This window comes from Mesorhizobium sp. (genome assembly GCF_004963255.1).
GTDB lineage: Bacteria > Pseudomonadota > Alphaproteobacteria > Rhizobiales > Rhizobiaceae > Mesorhizobium.
Map to the genome: position 1 here is coordinate 1 of NZ_SUGA01000037.1, position 25,670 is coordinate 25,670.

Annotated in this window: 32 protein-coding genes and 2 tRNA genes; 15 read left to right on the forward strand and 19 right to left on the reverse strand. The window is 62.7% G+C overall.

Annotated features, from left to right (window positions below):
• The first annotated feature begins 61 nt into the window (after positions 1-61).
• A complete protein-coding gene (locus E5X34_RS26915; RefSeq protein WP_292571355.1) occupies positions 62-331 on the forward strand; it encodes a hypothetical protein in 270 nt (89 codons plus the stop codon).
• 16 nt (positions 332-347) lie between these two features.
• Here the strand turns inward: E5X34_RS26915 and E5X34_RS26920 are convergent, their stop codons facing one another.
• The gene (locus E5X34_RS26920) at positions 348-824 is read right to left on the reverse strand and encodes a TIR domain-containing protein (RefSeq protein WP_292571191.1); all 477 of its coding nucleotides are present in this window, start codon (positions 822-824) and stop codon (positions 348-350) included.
• 1 nt (position 825) lies between these two features.
• Entirely contained in the window at positions 826-2,265 is a 1,440-nt protein-coding gene (locus E5X34_RS26925; RefSeq protein ID WP_292571194.1) for an SIR2 family protein, read from the reverse strand.
• Between the two features lie 169 nt (positions 2,266-2,434).
• On the opposite strand from E5X34_RS26925, the gene E5X34_RS26930 reads away from it, so the two are divergent.
• From E5X34_RS26930 to E5X34_RS26945, 4 genes are all read left to right on the forward strand, one after another.
• Positions 2,435-3,064, forward strand: coding sequence for a hypothetical protein (locus tag E5X34_RS26930; protein WP_292571197.1), 630 nt, complete (start codon positions 2,435-2,437; stop codon positions 3,062-3,064).
• A gap of 86 nt (positions 3,065-3,150) precedes the next feature.
• Positions 3,151-3,627, forward strand: coding sequence for a hypothetical protein (locus tag E5X34_RS26935; RefSeq protein WP_292571199.1), 477 nt, complete (start codon positions 3,151-3,153; stop codon positions 3,625-3,627).
• A 196-nt stretch (positions 3,628-3,823) separates the two neighbouring features.
• The gene (locus tag E5X34_RS26940) at positions 3,824-4,723 is read left to right on the forward strand and encodes a DUF6602 domain-containing protein (protein WP_292571201.1); all 900 of its coding nucleotides are present in this window, start codon (positions 3,824-3,826) and stop codon (positions 4,721-4,723) included.
• Between the two features lie 179 nt (positions 4,724-4,902).
• Positions 4,903-5,571: a hypothetical protein gene (locus tag E5X34_RS26945; protein WP_292571204.1), complete on the forward strand. Its 669-nt coding sequence runs from the start codon at positions 4,903-4,905 to the stop codon at positions 5,569-5,571.
• A 147-nt stretch (positions 5,572-5,718) separates the two neighbouring features.
• On the opposite strand, the gene E5X34_RS26950 is transcribed toward E5X34_RS26945, so the two are convergent.
• From E5X34_RS26950 to E5X34_RS26965, 4 genes are all read right to left on the reverse strand, one after another.
• Complete coding sequence (locus E5X34_RS26950) at positions 5,719-5,934, reverse strand: hypothetical protein (RefSeq protein ID WP_292571205.1); 216 nt, start codon at positions 5,932-5,934, stop codon at positions 5,719-5,721.
• Between the two features lies 1 nt (position 5,935).
• A complete protein-coding gene (locus tag E5X34_RS26955) occupies positions 5,936-7,156 on the reverse strand; it encodes an integrase arm-type DNA-binding domain-containing protein (protein ID WP_292571208.1) in 1,221 nt (406 codons plus the stop codon).
• A gap of 191 nt (positions 7,157-7,347) precedes the next feature.
• Positions 7,348-7,424, reverse strand: a tRNA-Arg gene (locus tag E5X34_RS26960).
• A 55-nt stretch (positions 7,425-7,479) separates the two neighbouring features.
• Complete coding sequence (locus E5X34_RS26965) at positions 7,480-7,785, reverse strand: ETC complex I subunit (protein ID WP_292571211.1); 306 nt, start codon at positions 7,783-7,785, stop codon at positions 7,480-7,482.
• Positions 7,786-8,031: 246 nt separating this feature from the next.
• Here E5X34_RS26965 and E5X34_RS26970 point away from each other — a divergent pair, with 246 nt between their 5' ends.
• From E5X34_RS26970 to E5X34_RS26985, 4 genes are all read left to right on the forward strand, one after another.
• Complete coding sequence (locus E5X34_RS26970) at positions 8,032-9,000, forward strand: NAD(P)H-dependent oxidoreductase (RefSeq protein ID WP_292571214.1); 969 nt, start codon at positions 8,032-8,034, stop codon at positions 8,998-9,000.
• Positions 9,001-9,135: 135 nt separating this feature from the next.
• Positions 9,136-10,311, forward strand: a complete 1,176-nt coding sequence (locus E5X34_RS26975) for an NAD(P)/FAD-dependent oxidoreductase (protein ID WP_292571217.1) — start codon at positions 9,136-9,138, stop codon at positions 10,309-10,311.
• A gap of 63 nt (positions 10,312-10,374) precedes the next feature.
• The gene (locus E5X34_RS26980) at positions 10,375-10,857 is read left to right on the forward strand and encodes a pyridoxamine 5'-phosphate oxidase family protein (RefSeq protein ID WP_292571220.1); all 483 of its coding nucleotides are present in this window, start codon (positions 10,375-10,377) and stop codon (positions 10,855-10,857) included.
• A gap of 90 nt (positions 10,858-10,947) precedes the next feature.
• Positions 10,948-11,024 (forward strand) — tRNA-Pro (locus E5X34_RS26985).
• A 179-nt stretch (positions 11,025-11,203) separates the two neighbouring features.
• Here E5X34_RS26985 and E5X34_RS26990 read toward each other — a convergent pair.
• The 6 genes from E5X34_RS26990 to E5X34_RS27015 all read right to left on the reverse strand — a co-directional run bounded on the left by E5X34_RS26990 (position 11,204) and on the right by E5X34_RS27015 (position 15,446).
• Complete coding sequence (locus E5X34_RS26990; RefSeq protein WP_292571223.1) at positions 11,204-11,350, reverse strand: hypothetical protein; 147 nt, start codon at positions 11,348-11,350, stop codon at positions 11,204-11,206.
• A 469-nt stretch (positions 11,351-11,819) separates the two neighbouring features.
• A complete protein-coding gene (locus tag E5X34_RS26995; RefSeq protein ID WP_292571226.1) occupies positions 11,820-12,242 on the reverse strand; it encodes a type II toxin-antitoxin system VapC family toxin in 423 nt (140 codons plus the stop codon).
• A complete protein-coding gene (locus E5X34_RS27000) occupies positions 12,239-12,493 on the reverse strand; it encodes an Arc family DNA-binding protein (RefSeq protein ID WP_292571229.1) in 255 nt (84 codons plus the stop codon). Before E5X34_RS27000 ends, E5X34_RS26995 begins: the two co-directional genes overlap by 4 nt.
• Positions 12,494-12,945: 452 nt before the next feature.
• Positions 12,946-13,650: a DnaA regulatory inactivator HdaA gene (hdaA, locus tag E5X34_RS27005; RefSeq protein ID WP_292571358.1), complete on the reverse strand. Its 705-nt coding sequence runs from the start codon at positions 13,648-13,650 to the stop codon at positions 12,946-12,948.
• A 1-nt stretch (position 13,651) separates the two neighbouring features.
• Positions 13,652-14,800, reverse strand: a complete 1,149-nt coding sequence (locus E5X34_RS27010) for an AI-2E family transporter (RefSeq protein WP_292571231.1) — start codon at positions 14,798-14,800, stop codon at positions 13,652-13,654.
• A 13-nt stretch (positions 14,801-14,813) separates the two neighbouring features.
• A complete protein-coding gene (locus tag E5X34_RS27015; RefSeq protein ID WP_292571233.1) occupies positions 14,814-15,446 on the reverse strand; it encodes a CDP-alcohol phosphatidyltransferase family protein in 633 nt (210 codons plus the stop codon).
• Positions 15,447-15,646: 200 nt separating this feature from the next.
• On the opposite strand from E5X34_RS27015, the gene purM reads away from it, so the two are divergent.
• From purM to E5X34_RS27035, 4 genes are read left to right on the forward strand one after another with little or no spacing between them, the layout of a single operon-like run.
• Positions 15,647-16,726: a phosphoribosylformylglycinamidine cyclo-ligase gene (gene purM / locus E5X34_RS27020; RefSeq protein WP_292571361.1), complete on the forward strand. Its 1,080-nt coding sequence runs from the start codon at positions 15,647-15,649 to the stop codon at positions 16,724-16,726.
• On the forward strand, positions 16,723-17,430 hold the full coding sequence (purN, locus tag E5X34_RS27025) for a phosphoribosylglycinamide formyltransferase (RefSeq protein ID WP_292571236.1): 708 nt from the start codon (positions 16,723-16,725) through the stop codon (positions 17,428-17,430). The genes purM and purN overlap by 4 nt, the downstream gene beginning before the upstream one ends.
• A gap of 22 nt (positions 17,431-17,452) precedes the next feature.
• Entirely contained in the window at positions 17,453-17,632 is a 180-nt protein-coding gene (locus E5X34_RS27030) for a hypothetical protein (RefSeq protein WP_292571238.1), read from the forward strand.
• On the forward strand, positions 17,623-18,138 hold the full coding sequence (locus E5X34_RS27035; RefSeq protein WP_292571240.1) for a histidine phosphatase family protein: 516 nt from the start codon (positions 17,623-17,625) through the stop codon (positions 18,136-18,138). The genes E5X34_RS27030 and E5X34_RS27035 overlap by 10 nt, the downstream gene beginning before the upstream one ends.
• Positions 18,139-18,213: 75 nt before the next feature.
• Here the strand turns inward: E5X34_RS27035 and E5X34_RS27040 are convergent, their stop codons facing one another.
• The 3 genes from E5X34_RS27040 to E5X34_RS27050 all read right to left on the reverse strand — a co-directional run bounded on the left by E5X34_RS27040 (position 18,214) and on the right by E5X34_RS27050 (position 19,238).
• Positions 18,214-18,459, reverse strand: coding sequence for a DUF680 domain-containing protein (locus E5X34_RS27040; protein WP_292571242.1), 246 nt, complete (start codon positions 18,457-18,459; stop codon positions 18,214-18,216).
• 277 nt (positions 18,460-18,736) lie between these two features.
• A complete protein-coding gene (locus E5X34_RS27045; protein ID WP_292571245.1) occupies positions 18,737-18,943 on the reverse strand; it encodes a DUF680 domain-containing protein in 207 nt (68 codons plus the stop codon).
• Between the two features lie 55 nt (positions 18,944-18,998).
• Positions 18,999-19,238, reverse strand: a complete 240-nt coding sequence (locus tag E5X34_RS27050) for a DUF680 domain-containing protein (RefSeq protein WP_127865002.1) — start codon at positions 19,236-19,238, stop codon at positions 18,999-19,001.
• A gap of 483 nt (positions 19,239-19,721) precedes the next feature.
• Between E5X34_RS27050 and E5X34_RS27055 the strand changes: the two genes are divergently transcribed.
• The gene (locus tag E5X34_RS27055) at positions 19,722-20,399 is read left to right on the forward strand and encodes a response regulator (protein ID WP_292571250.1); all 678 of its coding nucleotides are present in this window, start codon (positions 19,722-19,724) and stop codon (positions 20,397-20,399) included.
• Positions 20,396-21,784 carry a sensor histidine kinase gene (locus E5X34_RS27060; RefSeq protein ID WP_292571253.1) on the forward strand — a complete coding sequence of 463 codons (1,389 nt, stop codon included), beginning with the start codon at positions 20,396-20,398 and terminating at the stop codon, positions 21,782-21,784. Before E5X34_RS27055 ends, E5X34_RS27060 begins: the two co-directional genes overlap by 4 nt.
• Here the strand turns inward: E5X34_RS27060 and E5X34_RS27065 are convergent, their stop codons facing one another.
• The 4 genes from E5X34_RS27065 to dapB form a co-directional block, all read right to left on the reverse strand.
• Complete coding sequence (locus E5X34_RS27065; protein WP_042638053.1) at positions 21,785-22,660, reverse strand: ABC transporter permease; 876 nt, start codon at positions 22,658-22,660, stop codon at positions 21,785-21,787. It lies immediately after the preceding gene.
• Between the two features lie 13 nt (positions 22,661-22,673).
• A complete protein-coding gene (locus E5X34_RS27070; protein WP_292076590.1) occupies positions 22,674-23,528 on the reverse strand; it encodes an ABC transporter ATP-binding protein in 855 nt (284 codons plus the stop codon).
• 156 nt (positions 23,529-23,684) lie between these two features.
• Entirely contained in the window at positions 23,685-24,644 is a 960-nt protein-coding gene (locus E5X34_RS27075) for an ABC transporter substrate-binding protein (RefSeq protein WP_292571364.1), read from the reverse strand.
• 220 nt (positions 24,645-24,864) lie between these two features.
• Positions 24,865-25,641: a 4-hydroxy-tetrahydrodipicolinate reductase gene (dapB, locus tag E5X34_RS27080; RefSeq protein WP_292571259.1), complete on the reverse strand. Its 777-nt coding sequence runs from the start codon at positions 25,639-25,641 to the stop codon at positions 24,865-24,867.
• Positions 25,642-25,670 lie beyond the last annotated feature (29 nt).

Genomic DNA, 25,670 nt, shown 5'->3' on the forward strand with positions numbered 1-25,670 from the left:
GGGTCTACATCAACAAGCTCGAGCTCAAGGCCGTGGCCTGAGAACACCGCTTACGGTCGGTTTGTGGATCGGATCGTTTCAAGCGCCATGGGACTGGCGAGCCCAGCATACCTATGATGCGCGAACACCAGCGGCACCGGCGTTTGCGCTCGGTAGCAGCTCAGGTTGCAGCATCAAGGGTAATATCAGCGTGAGCACGGGAGAGCGCATCTATCACGTGCCTGGGCAAGAGCACTATGACGAGACGGTGATCACGGTCAGCAAGGGCGAGCGGTGGTTTTGCAGCGAGCTTGAAGCTATATCGGCTGGATGGCGGAAGGCGAAGCGATGAGCCTTTGCGGCCAAATCTAGCGGCCGGCATTCCTTGCAGCTAGTTCGATCCAGGAGCCAATATTGTTGTAGCCGTCGTCGTATACCCAATCGTAAGTTCGGTACAGGGCGCTAAAAGGGGTGCCACGGACGCTCAACTCGTCGAGAGGGTTCCGACCAGGGAGATCAGTACCAGTCAAAGGATCTTTTATGTTGTGGATATCGATAGCTAATATCCCCATTCCCCTCTCGTAACTACGCTTGATTTCGAACTTCACCCACTCTCGAGAAGCAGTTTCCCGCCCGAACAAGACCGCAATAACTGAGCACCCAACGAGCTGATCTTCGATCCACTTCTGGATGCCGCCAGCTCGGCGCTTTGCTTCCTCAAAATCTGCATTGTCGTAAAATGGCGTCGCAGCCCCTTGTTCGCGAACTACCCACGAGTTTCGGACCTGTTGGACACGCCTAACATCGCGAGCATAGTGGAAGCTAAAAAATACCTTTCGTGCCATCTTATGGCGTCCCTTCCTGAAGCTTGCGCACTAAATGTAGAATTGGCTCGATGAGGGAAATCAAGTCTTCTGTAGGGGCGGATATGGCGCGCAGCACGTTTATCCCTTCCTCGTCCAGGCTGGGAACAAATTTTGCCGGATCGCCCAGGACCACATCCGCTAACTCTTTCGACGCCGATCCAGTAGCGCCGACGGGAACGACCGCCGATCCTTGTGCAACTGCTATCTCAAATTCGCGAAAAACTCCCTTGGCAGTGACCACGTCGCCCTCCAGGTATCTATTCCCGAAAAGGAATAATGATATTCCTGCGTGCGAGACGATCTCCTGCCTATAGTCCTCCCAAAGAGCGGCAAGGTCGTCCGCAGTTCCTGTGTGCGGGAATGGCCGCAAGACCAAACTGTCCTCTATGCTGCCGTTCGACCTCCTGACCTCGCGGAGCGCTCCAGTAAAAATAGCATCTCCAACGCCTGTCCCTAGTCCTGTCGCGGTCCTCGTTCCGCTGGCGACCAACCTCTGACCTAGCTGCTGCAAAAAATCCAAAACAGCCGTCTGCCCCCATGGCTCGAAGTTCGCAGCGCTGCCAGATACAAAAACCGTCCGGCGACGATATCGGCTGACCAGCTCCGCAAGGAATTCTGTAATTTCGGAGTATTCATCTACGAGCAAAACACGGACATTGAACCGCTTGAGATCCTCGATCACCAAGGCCTGTCTATTACGAAAGTGCTCGAAGGCTTTCTCAGTCTCACCTGGAGCCTTTTTGCGGGTGCGAAATACGGCAAAATGGCGTCTCTGGTTCGAAGTGAAGGTTAAGCGAACCCTTGCAAGCACCTGTTCGAGGTTAGGGTCAGTAAAGCTAAACCCGAGGAACAGGAAGGTTTTGGAAACGAGATCACCCGCCAAAGCCGTTATGAATGCGCCTCGATCTCTGAAGTACCGTTCAAAATCGTCTCGTGTGGCGACAGCCTCATCTGGCCGATCAACATCACCATGCATCTTATAGATGGTCGCGTCTCGGCGCGGGCGTGTCGTTGCCAACTGAGGGACAGCACTTTTGACATCTACAACCTTGCCTGCCTCTCTAAGCGCCGTTTCCAGCAGCTTGTCGTAGTTGGTGGTCCACCAAACTCGGATGGGGAGACGGGCCAAAAGTCGATGGTTTTCAGTCGGTGGGTTGTCCACGGACAACGCTTCGATCACAGCCTTATGAAGCTTATGCCTGTTGTAGCCGTTGGCGTTTACATGGAACTGAGCAACGGTGACAAGGTCACTCTCGAGATCAATGTCGAGGTCGAGTTCCTTTGACAAAGGGCGGATTAACTCCCGCCAATCTACGTATCCTGCCGGCACCGATAGACCCGCCCCGGCGAAAATCGCGGCGTTGCCTTCAATCAGCTCGCTCAAATATTCATCAATAAATGCCTTGATAGACGACTTCATCTCGCCCCCCCAGCGCTGGTGAAAAAATCACAAGACGGGTGTTAACGGCAAGGTCTATCGGCTCGTTTTTGACAGAAATCGTATGAAGTTGGCAGCAGGTAATCCGGCCGCCGCGGTATCATGGCCAGGCCGGTGTTTCAGTCTTAGGTTCCGCCAGAGGTTCGCGACAATGTTTAGATCTGGTACGTTAAATATTCTGAAGCTCCTCAAAATGTTCGCCTGTTCCATCGCGATCGTCCTCAAACTGGCGGTGATAGTATGTGCGGAGGACGGCATACAGTTAAACCTTGACAGGACCAGCCCAGCACTTCACATGCCTGCAGGAAAGCGCGTCGTCCTTGCGACCCCTGCGTTCGAAGATTATACGGAAATGTTTTTCGACCTCTGCGACGCCATGCAACTCGCCGTTAAGGATGAATGCCGCATCTATCCGATGAATGCAGAGATCGGCTTAAACGCCATCGCAATAATCCAGGATGACAATCGTATCATTGTCTTCGATCGTCGCCTCAGCCCCATGGTTGGATATGCGGGCGCTATGATGATCATCGGCCATGAACTCGGCCATCACTATTGCCATCACCTTGGAAGAAGGCCTAGCCCCGGACTTGAACTTGAAGCTGACAGATTTGCCGGCGCCTCAATGCGAAAAGCTGGCCAATCTCTCGACGATGCCTTGGCTGCCATCCCAATCCTCGATGAAAGGCCATCGAAATCTCACCCAGGTCGTGCCGAACGCGTGGCGGCGATAACAGCGGGTTGGAAGCATCCTGAGACAGGGAAATCGTGCCGAAGGTGATCATCCTGTGTGTGTGGCGTGAGGGTGTTGCTCTTTGCGGAGGTGCCTATAACCAAACCATCCGTGTCCAAACACGGAGGTTATCGATGGCACTAAATCTGCATCCCGCTGATGTGTCTGATTTGGAGAAGATCGCGGGGGCGAAGAGCTTCGCAGCGCATTTACGCACCGGTCCGCACGACAAGATCGTCAAGCGGGCCAAGACGCTGGCGGCGGTTATCAGGGCCGCCGATGCCCTCGGCAAGACGCCCAGCGGCAGGAAGGCCCTGATCTACGCCATCACCGCCGACAAGCAATCGATCCACGTGCCGGCCGACATGATCGCCCAGGCGCGCAAGGAAGGGGCCACAGCGCCCCGTAGCGGCCCCGGGAAGGCGACCGGCGCTCCCAAGGCAGGTAGCGGCGCTCCCAAGGCAGGTGGCAGGGCCGCCTCGGCCCTCGAAGCGGCGCAGCGCGGCGAGTGCCAGCCGCGCCCGATTTCAGCGCCGAGACGCACAAGCGCTTCCGGGGAAAGCTCGCGCAGCTCGTCGCCCTCGTCCAGGTCGGCGATGCCGCCGGTTTGAAGGCGATCGAGATCAAGCCGTACTCGTCGTCGCCGAAGGCCATGGCCCGCTATCGCGATCTCGCTGTCGTGGCGATCGAGGCCCGCACAGCGCGCTGATCTGGTCGATGCATCACTGCGAATTGGGCGGCCGTTGGCCGCCCAATTACGTTTGTGCGATAAGTCTCGCGGAGAGCTTTTGAAAAGCGGGGGCAGTCATGGCATCGTTCGAATTCGATATTGAAAAATTGATGGCAGGCAACATAGCGCAGCTGCGGCTAGAGCGAGAATATTTCAGTTCGCTCACTTCCCATCGCGGGGAAATTGGCCGACTGAATGAGACCCACCTTGTTCGAATGCTTCGCAGGTATTTGCCACCCAAGTTCGGGATCGGAACGGGCTTCATCGTGTCTGGAGGAGAAAAGGCGGACCAGAGCGCGCAATGTGACATTGTTATTTATGATGCGATTAACAACGCGCCGTTCTACTACTCCGAAGCATGGCAGGTTTATCCTGTCGAGATGGTCTATGGGGTCATCGAAGTCAAAACCCGCATAGACACCACCGAGCTTGCAGACGCATTTGAAAAATGTGCCCGTATCCGGGCCTTGTGCAGGACGCCAGAAGGGAAGCCCAACAAGAGGTATCTGCGGCCGGTAACACCAAAACCAAAGCAGTCGGCTGAGCATCAGTCATATTCGAGTGGTGTTCCTCCGCGCTTCTTCGTATTTGGCTACGAAGGACCAAGCGCCGAGGGCCTTTCGCGCACGTTCGCCAATCTGACCCAAACAATGGATGGTGCCCACATCCACGGCATATGTGTTTTGGATGAAGGGAGCGGGCTATTTTTGCAACACTTAGCTTACCGAGCAGTGCGAGATCGCGTATCGCCGATCAGCGCGAACGGATTTTGGCGCTTTCTGATGGAGATGCCTCTCGCCTTGAATTCACTGGTTCCAGGGCGTCCGCTAAAATTGGATGTCGATACGGTGACAACCTGGGGAGAGGCTCAGGCTGGCTCCGCCGAGGTCGGTTCCGGTATCTTCTTCTATCGGCCACAGGTTTTCGACGCGGTTGATTTGGAGCACTACAACCGAGCCCGGGGCGAGAGCTGCTGAGACGCCCAAGCGATTAAGGCGATCGAGATCAACCCCCTATTCGTCCTCGCCCAAGGCGATGGCGAGGTACCGCGATCTCGGGGCTAAAGCGATCGAGGCCGCGCCACCTCCTAAAGCCGCTGCAGGCGGCCATTGGCCGCCCGCGCTCGTTGTGCAATGATTGGCTAGGGGTGACTGCAATGAACAATCGGGGGCTGACGAACCTTCTGCTTGCAATAATCGCTGGCGTGCTGCTGTTTGGCAAAGATGCAATGGTCAGCGGGCTCCAGGGCTTTAGCTATGTGGCAGTCGCGATCGCCGTTGTTTTCGCCATTCTCGCTTTGTGCGGTGCAATTGCATCTTGGATCAGGGACGAGTGGCACGCCGCGTCGAACTTGGAGGCTCGCCTGTCAGTTATTGCGAGCACAGCCGCTGGCTTCATACTTACGCCTCTCGCCGCCTATCTGCTTTGGTTGGGGCTTACCGGCGTGCCAAATCCCCTGCGTGTGGCCATCAACAGTTGGCTTGGATGGGCGTGGGCAGCGTTCGTTTTATCGCTAATGACGGGGTACGGGCTATACGGACTACGGAACGCTTTCCGCTGGTTGCGAGCCAACCGTTCGAACCTGCCATCCATCATCCTAGATCGATCCCGCACGGTTTTTTGGGGTTATCTCGACTTCGTCGGGGGGCCAGTCACTTTTTCCCTACGGGAGTGGCGGGAGAGGAGCTCGGCCGGCGCCGGCGCTGTGACGAAGATTGCTTCTGTCGCATTTGCCACAGTCATCGGGCTCATGTTTTCGCTAACAATCATACTCCTCACATTCGGGTTTGTGGCGGGCATGCTCTCCTGGGCGGGAGCATTGTGAGCCGGTCGGCTCGGACGGCTGACGACAACGGCTTTCAGCTATCGGCGGGCAAGCGACAAGGACAGCAACGGCTGCGAGCCGCTCGCCAAAGCTAATGCGAGAATAAGATTGACCCGCTCTGCGCCACAAGGCGCAGAGCGTGCAGACCTACCCTTCAGGCCGTTCGTCGTGCCAATCTGCAATCATTTTGCAGAGCGATCCTATGAACGCGCTGCTGATGGTGGCTTCGGACGCTCCCTCTGGCGTGAACTCATAGAAAGCGTCTGTTTCGTCGGTAATCCATGTGCCGAGATACTCGCCGTCTTTGGTGACGACGGAGCCATCCGCCAGCAAATTGATTTCGAAACGCAGCTCAGGCTCCAACTTACGCCACCGCCTCCGCCATTGAGATCACCTTCGCGCCTTGGCGCAAGCTGTCGCACAGATCAGCCCACCATTGCTGCATCTTAACGCGTTCGTCCCAAAACTCCGACCGCGCGTAGGCGCGCCGAATTTCGTTCGCATCAACATGCGCCAGCTCGCGCTCAATCGCGTCCGATGCCCATTGCCCACCTTCATTCATTATCGTTGATGCCGAGGCTCGAAACCCATGGGGGCAGTGCGCATCCTGTGCAATGCCCATGGCGCGCAGTGCGGCGCTCCACGTCGCATCCGAGATCGGACGCCCCCAGCTTCGGATCGACGGAAAGACGAGCTTGCCGTCGCCGGTAAGTTCGAATTGTTCCCGCAGCACCTCGATAGCCTGCTTCGACAGCGGCTTCCTGTGCGCTTTCCGGGCTTTCATGCGGTCGGCGGGGATGGTCCAGATCCCGGCGTCGAGATCGAATTCCCGCCATTCGGCTTGCCTTAGCTCGCCAGGGCGCGGAAAAGCATATGCTAGTAGCTTTAAACCGTTCACGACTTCGGGCATCGCATCATGGCCCCATATCGCCCGTAGGAGACCACCGAACGCCTTCCGGTCACGGATCGCAGGTCGATGGACAATCTTCCGCGTGGCGATCGCGCCTTTGAGCGCGATCGTAGGGTCGTTCTCAGCGCGCCCGGTAGCGATCGCATATCGGATCACCGACCCAATCTCCTGCCGCTGCTTGGCCGCCGACGCCAGCTTGCCGCGCCTTTCCTGCTTGCGGATCACGGCTAGTATCTCGGCCGCAGAGATCGAAGCGATCGGCAGCTTCCCGATATCGGCATTCGCCAAGCCGATGAGATAGTCAAAGCGCTCGATAGTGCGTGGGGACTTGTTCTCCGCCTTTAGCTTCTTCCGCAGATCGGCAGCAACAGCCTCGAACGTGTTTTCGGAGGCTTCGGCGGACCTGATCTTTTCCAGCTTCTTCTGCCTGGCAGGATCGACGCCTTGCGCAAGCAATTCCTTTGCGGCGTCTCGGGCTTTGCGCGCAACCGCAAGCCCCACAGCGGGGTAAGCACCGATCGCCAACGTCTTCTGTTTGCCCCCAAAGGAATAGGCCATGCGCCAGAGCCGCGAGCCGTTCGGCGGGACGAAGAGGAAGAGCCCTCCGCCATCCGAGTATTTCTTCGCTGTGCCCTGCCCCTTGAGGGCTCGAATTGCAGTGTCCGAAAGAGCCATCATCCCACCCCGAATTCTTGGTATCGCGGCCTTGGCATTCTCGCCCATACCAAGAGTGATACCAAGAATTTTGCTGAAAGCCAGCGAAAGCTTTTACACGGCAACGAATGGAGTTGAGGCCGAAATCGAAGCGATTTCATGCGCTTGGCGCATTGCCACGAAAGGATTTCGGGGTATTTGAAAGGCAGGAATGGCGATCCCGGCAGGATTCGAACCTGCGACCATCGGCTTAGAAGGCCGGTGCTCTATCCAGCTGAGCTACGGGACCGTCGGCCGGCCGGGCCGGCTGCTGCGTTACGCCTGGCGATGCAAGACTCGGAAAGTCAGTGCGTCCAGGGCGTCCTGCGGTCATAGCGGAAATTGTCCGAATAGGAAATCTGCCGGCGCTTGGCTTCCTTCGGCTCTTCGACGCGATAGGCGATCTTTTCCCTCTCGGCATAAGCCACCGCTTCTTCCTTCGTGTCGAAGGTGAGCTTCACCTGGCTCAGCATGTCGCCGGAGGTGGTGTAGCCCATCAGCGGGTCGATCTTCTTGCGCTGGGCGGGATCGAACTCGAGCACCCAATGTCCGGTCTTGGCCTTGCCGGACTGCATCGCGGTTTTGGCTGGACTGAAAATGCGCGCGGACATGAGCACCTCTTTAACGCCCGGAGACCGGGCACCGTTGTTCGGCGCCATTCCCGGGGTCCCATCGGGAGCCCGAAATCTCGCGCCAACCCGTCATTACTGTGCAATGGCCGCGGCGGCAAGGCCGCAAGCGCGCCTGCGCTCCCGCGGCGCAGGGAACCTCGCCGCGCCGGCGACATTATCGAAAGGTCGGGCGGCCGGGCCGGGCAAGCCTTCCTGTGAGCCTCAATCAGAAGCGGACATTTCGCCATGACCAATGCAACCGAACATGCCGTCCTGCAGCTCGCCGTGCTTGTCGGCAGCCTGCGCGCCCAGTCCTTCAGCCGCAAGATCGCCAAGGCCTTGGCTGCCCGCGCGCCGGATTCGGTGCGCTGCCGCTTCATCGAGATCGGCGACCTGCCGCTCTACAACGAGGATCTGGACGGTGACGACCCGCCGGCGGCATGGTCGGCCTTCCGTGCGGCGATACGCGAATGCGACGCGGTGCTGTTCGTCACCCCGGAATACAACCGCTCGATCCCCGGCTGCTTGAAGAACGCGCTCGATGTCGGCTCGCGGCCGCCGAGCAAGAACGCGTTCAAGGGACTGCCCGCAGGGGTCGTCAGTGTCACACCGCATAAGCTTGGCGCTTTCGGCGCCAATCATGCGCTGAGACAAACCTTCGCCTTCCTCGACATGCCGGTGATGCAGCAGCCGGAGGCCTATATCGGCAATGTCGCGGAACTCTTGGACGGCAAAGGCGCGGTGACCAATGCCGACACCGCCGCCTTCCTCGAGAATTTCATGGCCAGCCTGGAAACCTGGATCAGGACGGTGCATCCTGGCGGCTCGTCCTTCGATGCCTTCATGAAGCAGCGCGAGAAGATCGCCGAGGACTATGTCAATGGCGATGCGGCCTCGCTGAAGGCGATCGTCACCCGTGCCGGGCCGGCGACATTCTTCTCACCGCGCGGCGACCATCTCGAAGGCGCCGAAGCGGTTGCCGGCCGTTACGAACGCGACGCCGCAAGCTTCCACAAAGGCGGCAACACCGACCTCGAGGTGCTGCAAGCCTCGTCCAGCGGGGATCTGGCGTTCTGGAGCGGGTTGCAGCATGCCAAGGCGCGCATCGGCAAGAACGGCGAGGCGACCGAGATGACCTTGCGGGTGACGGAAGTGTTTCGGCTGGAGGATGGCGCGTTCAAGCTGGTGCATCGCCATGCCGACCCGGTTCATTAGCCGGCGCTTGCAAAATCCGCGACACAATGCCGGGGTGCGTTGCAACACCCGCCTATTCCTTTTGGCCTGCGAGCGGCATACATCGGATACATGGTCGTGCCACTTGATGGCATGATGGCGACGACAAAGATACGAATGAGCGCGGATACGGAAGTCTCGCCGTCGGGGGCCGGCAAGCCAGCGATATTGGACGGCGCGATTGTCGTCGGCGGGGGCGCCGCCGGGCTTGCCGCCGCGCATGCGTTGACCAGGGCCGGCGTGACGACGCAAATCCTTGAGCGCGAGCAGAGGCTGGCCGAGCCCTGGCACCGCCGCCACGACAATCTGCACCTCAACACGCATCGCGACCTCTCCTCATTGCCCGGCGTGTCCTATCCGGCGGGGACACCGGCCTTCCCGCACCGCAGCGCCGTCGCGCGCCATCTCAACGAGTTCGCCGAGACGCACCGGCTGCCGATCGCCTTCGGGGTCGAGGTCGACGAGATCGAATTCCATGGCGACCATTGGCTGCTGCGGACAAGCGAGGGCTTGAAGGCGGCGCGATATGTGGTGATCGCCACCGGACGGGACCGGCAGCCCTTCATCCCGGCCTGGACGGGCATGGAGGATTTTTCCGGCAGGATCATCCATTCGGCCGATTTCGGAAAGGCAAGCGACTATGCCGGCAAGAAGGTGCTGGTGGTCGGCGCCGGCAATTCCGGCTTCGACGCGCTCAACCATCTTTCGCGCGTCGAGACCGGCCAGATCTGGCTTTCGGCGCGCAACGGACCTTCGCTGCTGCCCAAGCGCATCGGCAAGATCGCGGTGCACCGCATGTCGCCGCTCATGGCCAACCTGCCCACATGGCTCGCGGACGCGGTCATGGCGGCAACGCAACGCCTGGTGTTCGGAGATCTGACGAAATACGGCCTGCCCCCTGCCCCGTCGGGCGGCGCCAGCCGGCTCGGCTCCGACTATACCGCGATCGCGGCCGACGACGGCGCGGTCGAAGCCATCAAGGCCGGGCGCATCATCGTCGTGCCGCAGTTGCGCGAATTCAGGCGCGACGGCGTCGTGCTCGACAATGGCCAGCGAATAGCGCCCGACATCGTCATCGCCGCCACCGGCTACCGCACCGGACTGGAACCGATGCTGGGCAAGCTCGGCGTGCTGGACGCCAAGGGCGTGCCGCTGTTCAATGGCGCCGTGAACGACCCGAAGCTGCCCGGGCTCTGGTTCACCGGCATGCGGCCCAGCATTCGCGGCTGCTTCGCCAACTCGACAATCCAAGCCGCGGCGATTGCCAGGAAGATCGCTGGCCTGAAGCGCTGAGTGCGCTACAAGGAACAGACAGGACGGTCGGTCGTTTGCCTTTCTCTGATGAAAGGAAGCGAGATGCCGACGCCCGATGAGCTCGAAGCAAAATTCTGGAAAGCCCTGAAATCGGATATGACAATGATGATCGGGCTTGACGGCTCGAACATCGTCCCGCGCCCCATGACGGCGCAACTGGAAGCCGAGGCCAGGGGCCCGATCTGGTTCTTCACCGCCAGTGAAACCGAGCTTGTGCTTGGACTTTCCTCCGGCAGCCAGGCAACGGCGACGTTTGTATCCAAGGGTCATGACCTTTTTGCAACGGTGCAAGGCCGGTTGCAGATCGATAACGACCGGGTCGTGATCGACCGGCTGTGGAACCGCTACGTGGAAGCGTGGTTCGAAGGCGGCAGGGACGATCCGAAGCTGACGCTGCTTGGCTTCGAGCCTGAACAGGCCGAGATTTGGCTCGACGCCTCCAGCGTCGTCTCGGGTATCAAGATGCTGCTCGGCTACGATCCGAAGGAGGAGTACAAGGACAACGTCGCCAAGGTCGATCTCTAGGCTGTCTTGACATCATCATCCGCCGGATCGAACCGCGCTCTGTTTTTGTGTTGCCTTCCGGGCGTGCGCCCCCTATACGCCGCGGGACGTCGGAGTGTAGCGCAGCCTGGTAGCGCACCTGATTTGGGATCAGGGGGTCGCGTGTTCGAATCACGCCACTCCGACCACTTGAAATCAAGGATTTACGGCCAAACCCGCCTCCTCGCCGAGTTAAGTCGTTCCTGCCAGCGAAGTTTGGCAAGTGTCGCTGCCATTGGCGAATTGGTGTGGCAGGGTTCCATGGGCGCCCCAACATCTCGATAAACGACATGTTCCTTTAAGGCGTTCAGAGGCTTAGGCGTATCATTCAAGGACGGAAACGCTGGCATCGGCCTTGCAAGGCAGCGATTGCCGGGTTGATCTCCGGCAGCTCGTCGGGCTTGAGGCAGTTGTTGGGGGCCTCGCCCGGCGAGTTCAGCGAAACCGGTGGAATGTAACCAACCGTGATATCCATGCAGCCTTTCTAATGTAACCTCTGCGTCGGCCGACTCCCCACCCCGAGTCGGCTAGGCCCGGCGGTTTAACTCAACGCACCCCAACAGAGCGCGGAACTGTCGGGCCGCTTTATGGACAAGGCGTCCAGCCGTTCCGCTGCTCCGGCGTCACCGCATGATTGGTGAACTGCAAATTCGATCGTCACGGCTGGCGGCGCGGCATTCGTGGCAGTAGATGACCTTGATCAAATCCCAATGCATGCAGCCCATGGTCAGGCCTTCGCCGCTTGGTTGCGCCGGTTGAGGGACAGGATCAACGGGTAAGCGAGCCCATTGGCCGCCGGGACGGTAAACCCGCCGGGCGAGAACCCCAACACCCTCGAGCCCGGCGAGCCTACACCCGATCTGGAACGCGACCGGGGCCGGGGTTAACCGGCACCGTCGGTGTTGCAAGATCGATACCGGAAAGACTGTTCCGGAATGGGACGGCTACGATGCAGGCTCCCACGGATTGATCACCGACACGCCGGCCGCATGAAACGGCGCCGTGTCACGCGACGCAACCTGAAAGCCCTTCGCGGCAGCAATGGCCGCGATGTACCCATCAGGCACGGGGAACCCTTTACCAGCGGCTCTCGCCTTTGCAGCAAGGCCGGAATAGTGGCGCGCGGCCCCGATATCGAAGACCAGCATGCGCTGATCGAAGATTTCGCATATTCCGGCAAAGGCTTCGGCCAGCGCATTTTTGCGCCGGCCGGCCGGCATGGCTTCGATGCCGAACAGCACCTCCGCCAGCGTAATGCTGGACAGATAAAGTGTCTCGGCGACCTGGTCGTCCAGCCAAGCCACGACCGCGGGATTAGGTTGCGGTCTCATCACCTCCGAAACGACGTTGGTGTCCAGGAGGATCATTCGAATTTCAGCGGCTCAGCCGGGCTTTTCCCACGGGCCTGTTCGAGTGCTTCAACATCCTCGTCCATCACGCCCGCCCGGCGAGCGATGGCGGACAATAGCGTGCCCACCCTGACGCGGCCCTCCGGTCGAACCGCGTCTTCAAGAATGGCGCGGATTTCCGCCTCGGTGCTGCGGCCATTGATGGCCGCGCGCACCCGCAAGGCACGATGCGTTTCCTCGGGAAGGTTTCTGATCGTAACGGCAGTCATTGATATCAAACCGATTACATTGATATCAATTTAGCACGTCATCAGTTCGATGTCACGTGCCGGCCGATCAGCCTTTCTATCATCGGGCCTAGCCATGTGAACCTGCCGGTATGCGGCTCGAACAATCCCCCTCGCTTCCAACTTTGTCGCCGGTCTAGACTTCGGACGAAGTGGGATTGTCGATGCCTGTTGTCGAGGCGGTGCTGTCGCTGATCGGCCCGGCATACCTGGCCTATTACGGCTTCGCAGTTCCGGTCATGGGTCGTGTGGGCAGTTCTGTGCGCCGCCCTGTGGGTCTGGAACAACCGGCCGAGCAAGCGGCAGAACGGCGTCGCCCGGTCGCGATCCGCCGGCCTGATGGTTTTCGTCCTTGTCGCTGCCTGTTACATCGCGGCGCATACGGGCGTGTATCTTTTGGCTCGGCATCTGACCGGGCTATGGGCGTGACCGCCCTAGATATCGAACTCGCCCTGCCCCTCGTCCATGGCGCTGACCGTCTCGGCCGCGAGCGCGCGGGTGATCGGCGTCTTGCGCTCAAGCGCGGTGCGGTCGAGGCGCTCGACGACACGCATGGCGGTGCCGAGCGAACGCTCGATGCGGCGCACCAGATATTGCACCACATGCGGCTCGACCTCGACCTGGCGGTCGGCGAACAGCTTTGTGATGACGCCGGCAAGCAGCAGATCGTCGGGCTCGTGGATCTCGATCGTCGCCGCCGCCTTCAGCCGCGAGACGAGGTCGGGCAGCGCGACGCGCCAGGCCGAGGGGAAACGCCGCGCCGTAAGCAGCAGCGTCGAGCCCGCGCCGCGCACTTCATTGATCAGGTGGAACAGGCCTTGCTCATTGATCGCCGCCTTGTCGACGTCGTCGATGAGCGCCGGCCTCATGCCCAGGCCGGCAATGTGCTCGCCGATCCGGCCTGGCTCGATGGCGAGCGCATGCGCCCGTTCCTGCCATATCCGTGCGAGATGCGTCTTGCCCGAGCCGGGCGGCCCGGCCAGCACCACGACCGGCGACGGCCAGTCCGGCCAGCGGTCGATCAGCGATGCGGCTTGCGCGTTGGTGCCCGACACGACGAGCTCGTCGCGCGAATAGCCGGTGCCGTGGCCGAGATCGAGCGGCAGCTGACGCGGCATGTCGGTTCGCTCGCCGGCCACGTCAGCCACGCGGCTTCGCGCGATGGCCGCCGCCGCGATCGGCCGGCAATGGCGGCACGGGCTCTGTGGCGTGACCCTTGTAGAGCGGCGATTCGAGATAGCGGGCGATGGCGAAACGCACCAGCACGGCAATCGCCGCCGAGGCCGGCACGGCAATCAACAGACCGACGAAGCCGAACAGCGCGCCGAAGGCAAACAGCGCGAACATCAGCCACACCGGATGCAGGCCGACGCTCTTTCCGACCAGCCGGGGCTGCAGGATGTTGCCCTCGATGAACTGGCCGACGAAGAACACGCAGGCAACCAGCACCACCATGGTCCAGTCCGGCCAGAACTGGACGAAGGCGACGCCGATGGCCAGCACCAGCCCGGTCAGCGAGCCGACATAGGGGATGAAGGAGATCACCCCGGCGAAGAAGCCGATGAGGATGGCGAAGTTCAATCCGGTCAGCGTCAGGCCGGTGGCATACATGGCGCCGAGCACAAGGCATAGCGTGCCCTGCCCGCGCACGAAACCGGCCGTGGCGGTGTTGATGTCGCGGGCAAGCGCGCGCACCGTCTCGACATGGTCGCGCGGCACCCAGCCGTCGACTTCGGCCACCATGCGGTCCCAGTCGAGCAGCATGTAGAAGGCGACGACCGGGGTGACGACGAACAGGCTGACCACCGAGACCAGCGCCACGCCGGAGCTCCAGATCGAGGTGAAGACGGTGGTGAGCAGGCTGAAACCGGAGGTCAACAGCGAGTTCAGCCCGTCGCGCAGGCCGGCGGCGTTGACGCCAAAACGCTGCTCCAGCCATTTCGGGTCGAAGCTGGTGATGAGCGACTGCAGGCGTGTGAGGTATTCCGGCAGTTTGCGGGCGAAATCGGCCATCTGGGTCGCCAGCACCGGCACCAGGATGACGAAGGCCAGCACCACAACGACGATGAAGGCGATCAGGATGACCACGGTCGCCATCAGGCGCGAGAGGCCGAGCCGCTGCAGCCAGTCGGCGACCGGATCGAGGAAATAGGCGAGCACCATGCCGGCGACGAAAGGCAGGAGGATGCCCGAGAAGACATAGAGGAACAGCGCCAGCAGGACCGCCGTCGCCAGCCAGAAGAAGACTTGGCGGCGAAGCGCGCCGGAGCTGTCGTCAGCGGCGATCACGGCGCCATCGTAATCAGGCGTCGGTGCCGGAGCCGCCTGATCTGCCGATGCCCGACTTGGTGTTGTCCGACTTGGTGTTGTCGTTTTGGGAGTCGCTCGTCCGGGAGCCTTCGCCATAGCCGCTCATATGCCTTAGCCAAGCCACGAGATAGGCCGCGGCCGAAGCCACGGTCAAGACCCCGGTCAGCAATATGAGCGCGGTCCGCAGTGGGCCGAGATGCACGGCAAAGGCCAGCTCGCCCAGCACAAGCGCCGCCAGCACGATCTGCGCGGCGGTGTTGGCCTTCGAAACGAAGAGCGGCTTCACCTCGACCGGATTGCTCATCACGCTGGACAGGAGCACGGCGCAGACGATGAGCCCGTCACGCGAGACCATAGTCACCACCAGCCAGAGCGGCAATTCGCCGGCAAAGCCCATGACGACGAACACCGAGACAAGCAGGAGCTTGTCGGCGACCGGATCGAGATAGGCGCCCAGGCGGGACGACTGGTTCCAGCGGCGCGCGATGAAGCCGTCGACGCCGTCGGATATGCCGGCGACGAGGAATCCGGTGAAAGCCCAACCCCAAAGCGACTGCAGCATGGCCAGCACCACGGCGGGCACGAGCAGCAGCCGCATGATCGTGATCATGTTGGGAAGGGTCACGTGAGGTCCCGTCGTGTCTTTTGTTGGGAAAAAGATGAGGGAGATGGGAGATCGGCGCAAGTGGCGGGGCGGCGAAGCTGCCAATCACCTCACTCGCCGGCACTTTCCTCGGGAACAACCTCCCTCACCCGCGCGTCATCCTTGCTCCCCGAAACCATTCATGCGAAGAGCCCGCAATGACAAACAGGGACGAGCCGACGATGAGCAAGGGCGATCCGGCCAAGCGCAAGAACGGGCTCACCTATGCCGAGGCGGGCGTCGATATCGACGCCGGCAATCTGATGGTCGAGAAGATCAAGCCGCTGGTGCGCGCGACGCGCCGGCCGGGCGCCGACGGCGAGATCGGCGGGTTCGGCGGCCTGTTCGACCTCAAGGCCGCCGGCTTCACCGATCCGGTGCTGGTCGCGGCCAATGACGGCGTCGGCACCAAGCTCAAGATCGCCATCGATTCCGGCAAGCATGACACGATCGGCATCGACCTCGTCGCCATGTGCGTCAACGACATCGTCGTGCAGGGCGCCGAGCCGCTGTTCTTCCTCGACTATTTCGCCACCGGCAAGCTCGATCCGGACCAGGGCGCCGCGATCGTCGGCGGCATCGCCGAGGGCTGCCGGCAGGCCGGCTGCGCGCTGATCGGCGGCGAGACGGCCGAAATGCCCGGCATGTACCACGACAAGGACTACGACCTTGCCGGATTCGCGGTCGGCGCGGCCGAACGCGGCCAGTTGCTGCCGACCGACGACATCGTCGAGGGCGACGTGCTGCTCGGCCTTTCCTCGTCGGGCCTGCACTCCAACGGCTTTTCGCTGGTGCGCCGGATCGTGGCTAGCAGCGGCCTTGGCTGGAGCGATCCGGCGCCGTTCAACGAGGAGGTCAGCCTTGCCGAGGCGCTGCTCGAGCCGACGCGCATCTATGTGAAGTCGATCCTGAAGGCGATCCGCAACACGCATGGCATCAAGGCGCTGGCCCACATCACCGGCGGCGGTTTCCCGGAAAACATCCCGCGCGTGCTGCCCAAGGATTTTTCCGCCGAGCTCGACCTCGAGGCGATCGACGTGCCGCCGGTGTTCTCGTGGCTGGCAAAGACCGGCGGCGTCGCGCCGGAAGAAATGATGCGCACCTTCAACTGCGGCATCGGCATGATCCTCGCCGTCGCCTCCGGCCAGGCGGCGCAGGTGGCAGCAGTGCTGCAGGAAGCCGGCGAGACGGTGACGCCGATCGGCCGGATCGTGCCGCGCCGCGACGCCGGCGTCATCTACAGGGGCTCGATCGGCCTATGAGCAGGAAGCGCACGGTCGTCCTGATCTCGGGGCGCGGCTCCAACATGACGGCGCTGATCGCGGCCGCCGCCGATCCCGCCTATCCGGCCGAAATCGTCGGCGTCGTCTCCGACCGCGCCAACGCCGCCGGCCTCGGCATCGCCCAGTCGCGCGGCATCGCCACCAAGGTGATCCAGCGCGCCGACCACCCGAGCAAGGACGCCTTCGACGCCGCGATCGATGCCGCGCTCACCGGCTTCGGCGCCGACATCGTGGCGCTCGCCGGCTATATGCGCATCCTCGGCCGCGGCCTCGTCGAGAAATGGCAGGGGCGCATGATCAACATCCACCCTGCCCTGCTGCCAGCCTTCAAGGGGCTGGACACGCATGCGCGGGCGATCCGCGCCGGCGTGCGCATCCATGGCTGCTCGGTGCATTTCGTCACGCCGGAGATGGATGACGGCCCGATCATCGCGCAGGCCGCCGTGCCGGTGATGGTCGGCGACAATGAGGACACGCTTGCCGCGCGCGTGCTGAAGGCCGAGCATCGGCTCTATCCGCTGGCGCTCGGCCTCGTCGCCGAGGGCAAGGCGAGGATGGAGAAGAGCCACACCGTGCTTGCGCATTTCGCCGACGATGCGGAGAACGCCAGCTCGGTGGTGATGGCGCCGGATCCGCTGCGCGAGGAGACGGACCTCGAACAGCTGGCGCGGATCACGCCGTAGGGCCTCGGCCGGAAATTGCAGCATGGCGCTTACCCCGGAACTGCCGAGCCAATCCCTGGGTCAAACTGAAACGGACCGGCTGCGTAAGGCTTGGATAGACGGGTTAAGCAGCGGCCCGTTTGCTCCCTTCAACATCGACGAGATCAAGCGGAAGGCCCGCGCCCGGCTGGACAGCAATCCTGGTCCTGATCGATGCCCGTGAAACAGCTCCTCATCCTGCGCCACGCCAAGTCGAGCTGGGACGATCCGGCACTTGCCGATTTCGACCGTCCTCTCGCCGCGCGCGGGCTGAAGACCGCGCCGCCGATCGGGCGCGAGCTTTCGCAGCGCGGCTGGCTGCCGGATCTGGCGCTGGTCTCGCCGGCGCTGCGCGCCCGCGATACCTGGCGGCTGGTCGCCCAGGAACTACCGAAGCATGTGCAGGCGGAATTCGCGGAAGAGCTCTACGAGGCGGCGCCTGCCACCATCCTGGCGCAGGTGCGGCAGGCCAAGGCGACGAATCTGCTGGTGATCGGCCACAATCCCGGCCTGCAGCAGTTTGTGTTGCGGCTGGCCGGCGCCGGATCGGATGACAGCGTGTTCAAGAAGATCGAAGCGAAGTTTCCGACGGCGGCGCTTGCCCGTTTCACGCTGCACGGCGACTGGGCGGATCTTGCGTTCGGAAGCGCCAGGCTGACGCATTGCCTGCGGCCGAAGGATTTGGCCTAGGGCCCGAAGCTTGCCGGTCCGATAAGCAAAGGCGGCGGGTTTTGCCCGCCGCCTTTGGTATTTCGAAGAAGCGGATCAATTGCCCCAATTGTCCGCGGGCGGGCCCGGCCAATCCGTGGCGGCGCTCGCTCCCGTCTTGATCGTGCTATCGACCTTGGGGGCCGGCTTGGCAACCTCGTGCTTGCGGACCGACGCCGTGTAGGCGCTGTCGACACCCACGGTCGACTGGTTGGCATTGGCGTCGCCGTAATGGTCGCTGCCGGCAAAGGCGGAACCCACGGCGAGAAGCATTGCAGCAGAGGCGAGAGCGATCCTGATCATGTCAATTTCCTCGTTCCTTGGTTTCATCGGCGGTGGCCTTGGGAGGATGGCCCCGCTGCCGACAAGACCCGTGGAGTCCGGGATTTATTCCCGGCGTGGCCGCGTTTCAGCGACGGCAGAAGCGTCAACCCGGATTTCGCTCAGAAAAAGACAAACGATTACAAGTGCTTGTGATGCAAATACTTGTGAAGTGATTCATGCTGCCGGTAGCCGGCTGCATAAAAACAGAGCGGCGGGACAAGCCCGCCGCTTTGAGGTCTGTCGAGGACAGATCCGTTTAGCGGTTGCCGAAAAGGTCGTGGTTGGCGCCCGTGACGACCGGCTTCTGGACATCCGCGTCCGACTTCTTGACCGAAGCGGTGAACGAGGTGTCGACCGAAGCGGCCGGCTGGTTGGCATTGGCCGAACCGTAATTGTCCGAGCCGGCGAAAGCGGCGCCGGTGGCAACGAGAAGGGCGGCGGCGGTAAGAGCGATCTTGGTCATTTGAGTTGCTCCAAATTTGAGAATTGAGGGTGCGGTCGATTGGGATCCGAGCCGCTTAGCGGCCCCAGATGCCCTGGCCCGACTGCGGCTGGTTCTGATCAGGCTTGATGTGGAGGTCGCGCTGCTCGAACTTGTCGAGCTTGCGGATCGAGCCGGTGATGCTGTTGTCGACCTTGCCCGCGGGAGCGGTCACGGCCGGCTGATTGACGTTGTCGGAACCGTAATGGTCGCTGCTGGCAAAAGCGCCGCTGGTAGCGACGAGGAGGGCAGCGGCAGTAAGAGCAATCTTGGTCATTTTAAGTACTCCGGATTTTCAAAGTCATGTCCGTCTGGTGGCGTGCCTTGATGGAAATTCGCGTCGCTCGGACCACCCCGAAATGGGTCTGCCCTGCTGCCGATTCCAATCACGAAAAGTTGTGAACTGAACCGTTCGGTTCGATCTTGAAATCCCGTGAAAGGCTAAGCGGCCGAACTCTTATCGTTTGATGTCAATCGGTTACGGCGAGCGATTGTCGAGGTGCCACACTGGCCAGACCTGCCGGCGTTCACCGTGGCTACACGAACCGTCAACATTATTTGAACCGAACGGTTCGGTTTCATCACTTGCATGGCCGGGGAAGTGGCCCGGCGGGCGCCGTGATCGGGTTGGTGGCCGCCGGCAAACCACATTTGCCTTGCGGGCGGATCGATACTATCGGTTGCCTCAGGGAACCAATTCGGACGCCGCCCGCCTGTCCCGGCGAAGGTCGACGCCGTTGGGAGGAAACAGCGACGAACGATGCGGCTGCTGCTTGTCGAGGACAATCGCGAACTGGCCGATTGGCTGAGCAAGACGCTGCGCCAGGCGAGCTATGTCGTCGACGTCGTGCATGACGGCGAGGATGTCGAGCATGCCTTGGCCGCCGGCGACCATGCCTTGATCATCCTCGACCTTGCCCTGCCCCGCATGGGCGGCATGGAAGTGCTGAAAAGGCTGCGTGCGCGCGGCAACCCGGTGCCTGTGATCGTGCTCACAGCCAATGCCAGCCTCGACGGCCGGGTCAAGGGCCTCAACGAAGGCGCCGACGACTATCTGGCGAAACCCTTCCAGATCGAGGAGCTGGAGGCGCGCATCCGCGTGCAGCTGCGCCGCGCCAACGACCGCACCGCGCCAGTCATTTCCTGCGGCGACCTCGTCTTCGACACCAACACCCGCCTGTTCTCGCTTGCCGGCGCGACGCTGTCGCTGACGCCGCGCGAGCACGCGGTGCTGGAACAGCTCGTCGTCAAGGCCGGACGCACGGTGAGCAAGGCGGCGCTCTCGGCGGCGATCTATGACTTCGATACCGACGCCGACCCAAGCGCCATCGAGATCTATGTGCACCGGCTGCGCAAGAAGCTCGAGGGATCGCGCGTCCAGATCGCCACCTTGCGCGGCCTCGGCTACCTCCTGCGCCAAGACGATCCGGCGCCATGAGAATCGGCAGTCTTCGGATCGGCAGCCTTCGCCTGCAATTGCTGGCTTGGGTGGTGCTGCCGCTGGCCGGTTTGGCCGCCATCAATCTGTGGACCAGCCAGCGCAACGCGCTGGCGACGGCGGACCTCGTCACCGACCGCATGCTGGTCGGCTCGGCGCGCGCCATCGCCGAGCAGGTGGCGATGGCCGACGGCGTGCTCGACGCAACCGTGCCGCCGGCGGCGATCGAGATGTTCGACACAGGCGACCGCGACAGCGTCTATTATCGCGTCGAGACCGCCGGCGGACGGTTGCTGACCGGCTATCCCGACCTGCCCGTGGCGTCGGGGCGGAACAGCATCGAAGCCTCCTATCGCGATCATCCGCTGCGCCTGGCGACGCTAAGCCATGCGGTGATCGGCGCCGGGGAAGATTCGCCAATCAAGGTCACGGTCGGCGTCACGCTCGCCGGCCATGACGCGATGGTGAAGCGGCTGTGGCTCAGCGCCTTCGCGCAGCAGCTTGCCCTGGTGGCGATTGCCGGCGTGTTCGTGCTGCTCGGCCTGCGCCGCGGGCTGGCGCCGCTGATCCGGCTGCGCGACGCGGTGCGTTCGCGCAGCCGCAGCGATCTCGAGCCGGTCGAGGTTCCAGGCGCGCAGAGCGAGATCCGGCCGCTGATCGAGGCGCTCAACGCCTATATGCAACGCGTGCGGGCGCAGATGGCGGCGCAGCGGCGCTTCATCGCCAATGCCGCGCATCAGCTGCGCACGCCGCTGGCGCTCCTGTCGACACAGGCAAGCTATGCGTTGCGGGAGACCAAGGCCGACCGTCGCCAGGAGGCGCTGGTGGCGCTGCAGACGAGTTCCGGCAAATTGGCGCGGTTGGCCGAACAGCTGCTTACCTTGTCGAGAGCGGAACCCGGCAGCCGGCGGCCGCGCGCCGACCGGATCGACCTCACCGAAGCCGCCCGCCAGGTGCTGGAAGCGCAAGCGCCGGCGGCGATCAAGCGGAATATCGACCTTGGCCTCGATGAGAACGGACCGGTGCGGGTGATCGGTGACGGCACGATGCTGCGCGAGATGATCGTCAACCTGGTCGACAATGCGCTGCGCTATTCCAGGCCGGGCGGCAGCGTCACCGTGAGGCTCTCCGCCTCGGATGGCGAGGCGGAACTCACAGTCAGCGATGCCGGTCCAGGAATCCCACCGGAAGAGCGGGAGCATGTCTTCGAGCGCTTCTACCGCCTCCCCGGCTCGGTCGAGGAAGGCAGCGGCCTCGGGCTCGCGATTGTGCGCGAGGTGGTCGAGAATGCCGGCGGCAGCGTCACGCTTGGCGACGCCGCCGGCGGCGGGCTCAAGGTCGAGGTGCGGCTGCCACTCGCCGCACCCGAACAGCGATCAGCCTGATCACGTCCCCTGTTCGTTGAACGGCGCGGGGCGCCACTTCACCACATAGTTCTCGAAGCGGGTGATCAGGAACTCCACCACCAGCGCCATCACCGCCAGGATGATCATGGCCGCGAAGACGCCGTTGGCGTTGAAGGCGCCCTGCGCGGTGGAGATCAGGAGGCCCATGCCCTGCTTGGCGCCGAGGAATTCGCCGACCACGGCGCCGACAAGGGCGAAGCCGAACGAGACATGCAGGCTGGCGAGGATCCAGCTCATCGCCGAAGGAATGATGACCGATCTCGTGATCTGCATCGGCGAGGCGCCGAGGATCTGGGCGTTGGCGATCATCGCCCTGTCGGCCTCGCGCACGCCCTGGAAGGCGTTGGCGAAGACGACGAAGAACACCATGACGACGGCCAGCGCCACCTTGGACGCCATGCCGAGGCCAAGCGCGATGATGAAGACCGAGCCCAGCACCACGCGCGGCACCGAGTTGGCGATCTTGATGTAGATCGAAAACACATCCGCCAGCAGCTTGTTGCGGCCGAGGATGATGCCTGCCACGATGCCGCCGACGGCGCCGATGGCAAAGCCGAGGAAGGTCTCCTCGAGCGTCACATAGATCTGCAGCCAGAGCGGGCCCTGCGAGGTGCCCTCGGTGACCCAGGACCAGATCTGTTCCCATATTCCCGACGGGCTGGAGAAGAAGAACGGGTCGATGATGTTGTAATCGGCGCAAAGTTCCCAAAGGCCGAGGAAGACGACGAGGATCGCAAGCCGCAGGCCGATAACCAAGGCATGGCGCTTGCGCAGCCGCGCCCTCGCCTGCGCTTCGGCGGCGACGATCGACGTCGCGCGGGTGGCAGCCTGTTCGGTAGGAGAGATGGCAGTCATGCTGTTTCCCCTTTCAATGGCCGGTCTGAAGCCCACGGCTCTGGCCGAGCTGCACTTCCTCGCGCAGATCGTTCCAGATCACCTTGGCGATCTCGATGAATTTCGGGTCGTAGCGGATGTCGGCCATGACGCGCGGGCGCGGCAGGTCGATGCGGTAGACGCTTTTCACCGTGCCGGGACCGGCGGTCAGCACATAGACCTTGTCGGCCAGCGCCACCGCTTCCTCGAGATCATGCGTGACGAAGACGACGGAGGATTTGAGTCCCGACCACAGGCCCAGCAACTCGTCCTGCATGGCGGTGCGGGTCTGCATGTCGAGCGCGCTGAACGGCTCGTCCATCAGCAGGATCTTGGGCTGGTTGATGAAGGTCTGGGCCAGCGCCACGCGCTTGCGCATGCCGCCCGAGAGCTGGTGCGGGTAATGCTTCTCAAAGCGTGAAAGGCCGACGCGGCCGATCCAGTCGCGCGCCTTCTCATAGGCTTGCGCCTTCGGCGTGCCGCGGAAGAGCGGGCCGGCAGCGACATTGTCGATGACGCTGCGCCAGGGAAACAGCGCATCGGCCTGGAAGACGAAGCCGATGTCGCGGCTGATGTCGGTGACCGGATTGCCCATGACGCGGACGCCGCCGGTCGTCGGACGCAAGAGCCCGGTGACGAGGTTGAGCGTAGTCGACTTGCCGCAGCCGGTCGGGCCGACGACGCAGGCGAACTCGCCGCGCGCCACCGTCATGGTGAAATCGCGGATCGCCGTCATCATGTGTCCGTCCGGCGTGACGAAGCGCAGCGTCACATCGTCGATGGCTATAGCGGCATCGGCCGGCGGCGCGGCGGGAGACAATTTCTCTGCCGCCATGGTCTGCGACTGCATGGCACACTCCTGTGGTGGTGATGCGGGGATGGCGGCTCGGGGCCGGCGGCCCGCTCGCCGGCATCTCAAGGCGCAGCTGCCGGATTGATTCAGGCAGCCGGCGCAAGCCCTTGTTTTTCAGGGCGGACAGGTCCGTCCGCCCTCGCCTGCCGGCTGCTACTTCGCCGCGTCGACGAACTCGGTCGTGTAGGTCTTGGAAAGGTCGATCTGCTTGCCCTGCAGGCTCTTGGAGAAGGTCGACAGAACCTTGAGCACCGTCTGAGGACCATCGGCCGGCATGCGGCCGTCCGGCGTGAACTGCGCCTTGCCGCCGGCGAGGCCCTGCACGTAAAGGTCCTTGTTGCCGGCGTAATAGTCCTTCGGCATCTTGTCGGCGATCTCCTCGGCCGAATGGCTGGCGATGAACTTCATCGTCTTGACGAAGGCGTTGGCGAGCTTCTGCGCCTCGTCCTTGTGACCCTCAAGCCAGCTCGACTGCACATAGAAGGAGGCCGCCGGATAGTCGCCGCCCAGCGCTTCCTTGGTCTTCTCAGGCGTGCGCATGTCGACCAACACCTTGGCCTCGCCGGTCTGGAGCAGCTTGGCGATGGTCGGCTCGGTGGTCATGCCGGCCTGGATCTGGTCCTGCTTGACGGCGGCGATGAAGGTGTTGCCGGCGCCGACCGGAAGCAGCGTGTAGTCGCCCGGCTTCAGGCCGTTGCGAACGGCGAGATACTGGGTGAGGAAATCGGTCGAGGAGCCGAGGCCGGTGACGCCAAGCGTCGCGCCCTTGAAGTCGGCCGGCGACTTGATCTCCGGGTGTTTTGCCGAGACCAGCTCGACCTCGCCCGGCGCCTGGCTGAACTGCACGATCGACTGGATGTATTTGCCCTTCGACTGCAGGTCGACGGTGTGGTCGTAGAAGCCGACGACGCCCTGCACCGCGCCGGCCAGCAGTTCGTTCTCGGCCTCGACGCCGGCACGGGAGTTCACCAACTCCACGTCCAGCCCCTCATCCTTGAAGTAGCCGAGCTGCTGGGTAAGCACGGCCGGCAGATAGATCTGCTTTTCCATGCCGCCGACGATGATGGTGATCTTGTCGGCAGCCGAGGCCGCCGATGCGCCAGCGCCAACCATGGCAAGCGTCAGCAGCGCCGAACGCAGGACGCGTTTAGAGATGAGACTGGTCACGTAATTTCCTCCACTGGGCGACGCAGCGCGCCGCATTTCCTCCTCGCGGCCACTCCCAGCCGCTCATGTGGCGAACGCCACAAAACTGTCATGGCATGGCCAAGCTTTCAGCTGGCTTTCAGCCGTTTTGACGGCTGCTGAAACGAAATCCTGCAATACAAGCGGGTCAAACGGCGCCAAAGCCGAGCACATCGCGCATATCGTATTCGCCGGGCGGCCGCCGGACGACCCAGAGCGCCGCCGCGATGGCGCCGCGGGCGAACATCGAGCGATCGCCCGCGGCATGCGAGAGCGTGAGCGTCTCGCCTTCGGCAAGGAAGCTCACGCTGTGCTCGCCGACGACGCCGCCGCCGCGCAGCACGGCAAAGCCGATCTCCCCGGCACCGCGCGGACCAACGAGGCCGTCGCGGGCGCGCTTGGCCACATCGTCCAGTTCAATGCCACGTCCGCGCGCAGCCGCTTCGCCGAGCATCAGCGCCGTGCCCGACGGCGCGTCGACCTTCATGCGATGATGCGCTTCGAGGATTTCGATGTCGCAGTCATCATGCCCAAGCGCCCTCGCGGCCTGCTCGACCAGGCCGGTCAGCATGTTGAGGCCGATCGAATAGCTGCCGGAGCGCACCACGGCGATTGTCTTTGCCGCTTCGGCGATTGCGGTCAGCTCCGAGGCGGTGAAACCGGTTGATCCGATCACCAGCGGCGGGCCGCCGCGCGCGGCGCAGGCTTTGGCCAGCGCGGCGGACGCCGCGGGCGTGGTGAAGTCAATCACCACGTCGGCAAGCGCCAGCGCTTCGTCGCGCTCGACCAATCCCTCGCCCGTGCTGCCCGGCCGATGGAAGCGCCCGACGAACTGCAGCCGCGGGTCGGCCGCGACGGTCTCCGCCATCTGCCGGCCCATGCGGCCGAGCGCGCCGGCGATGGCTATCCTGAGCGGCTGCGGCATGGCGGTCCCTGTTGCAAATCCGAGTCGTG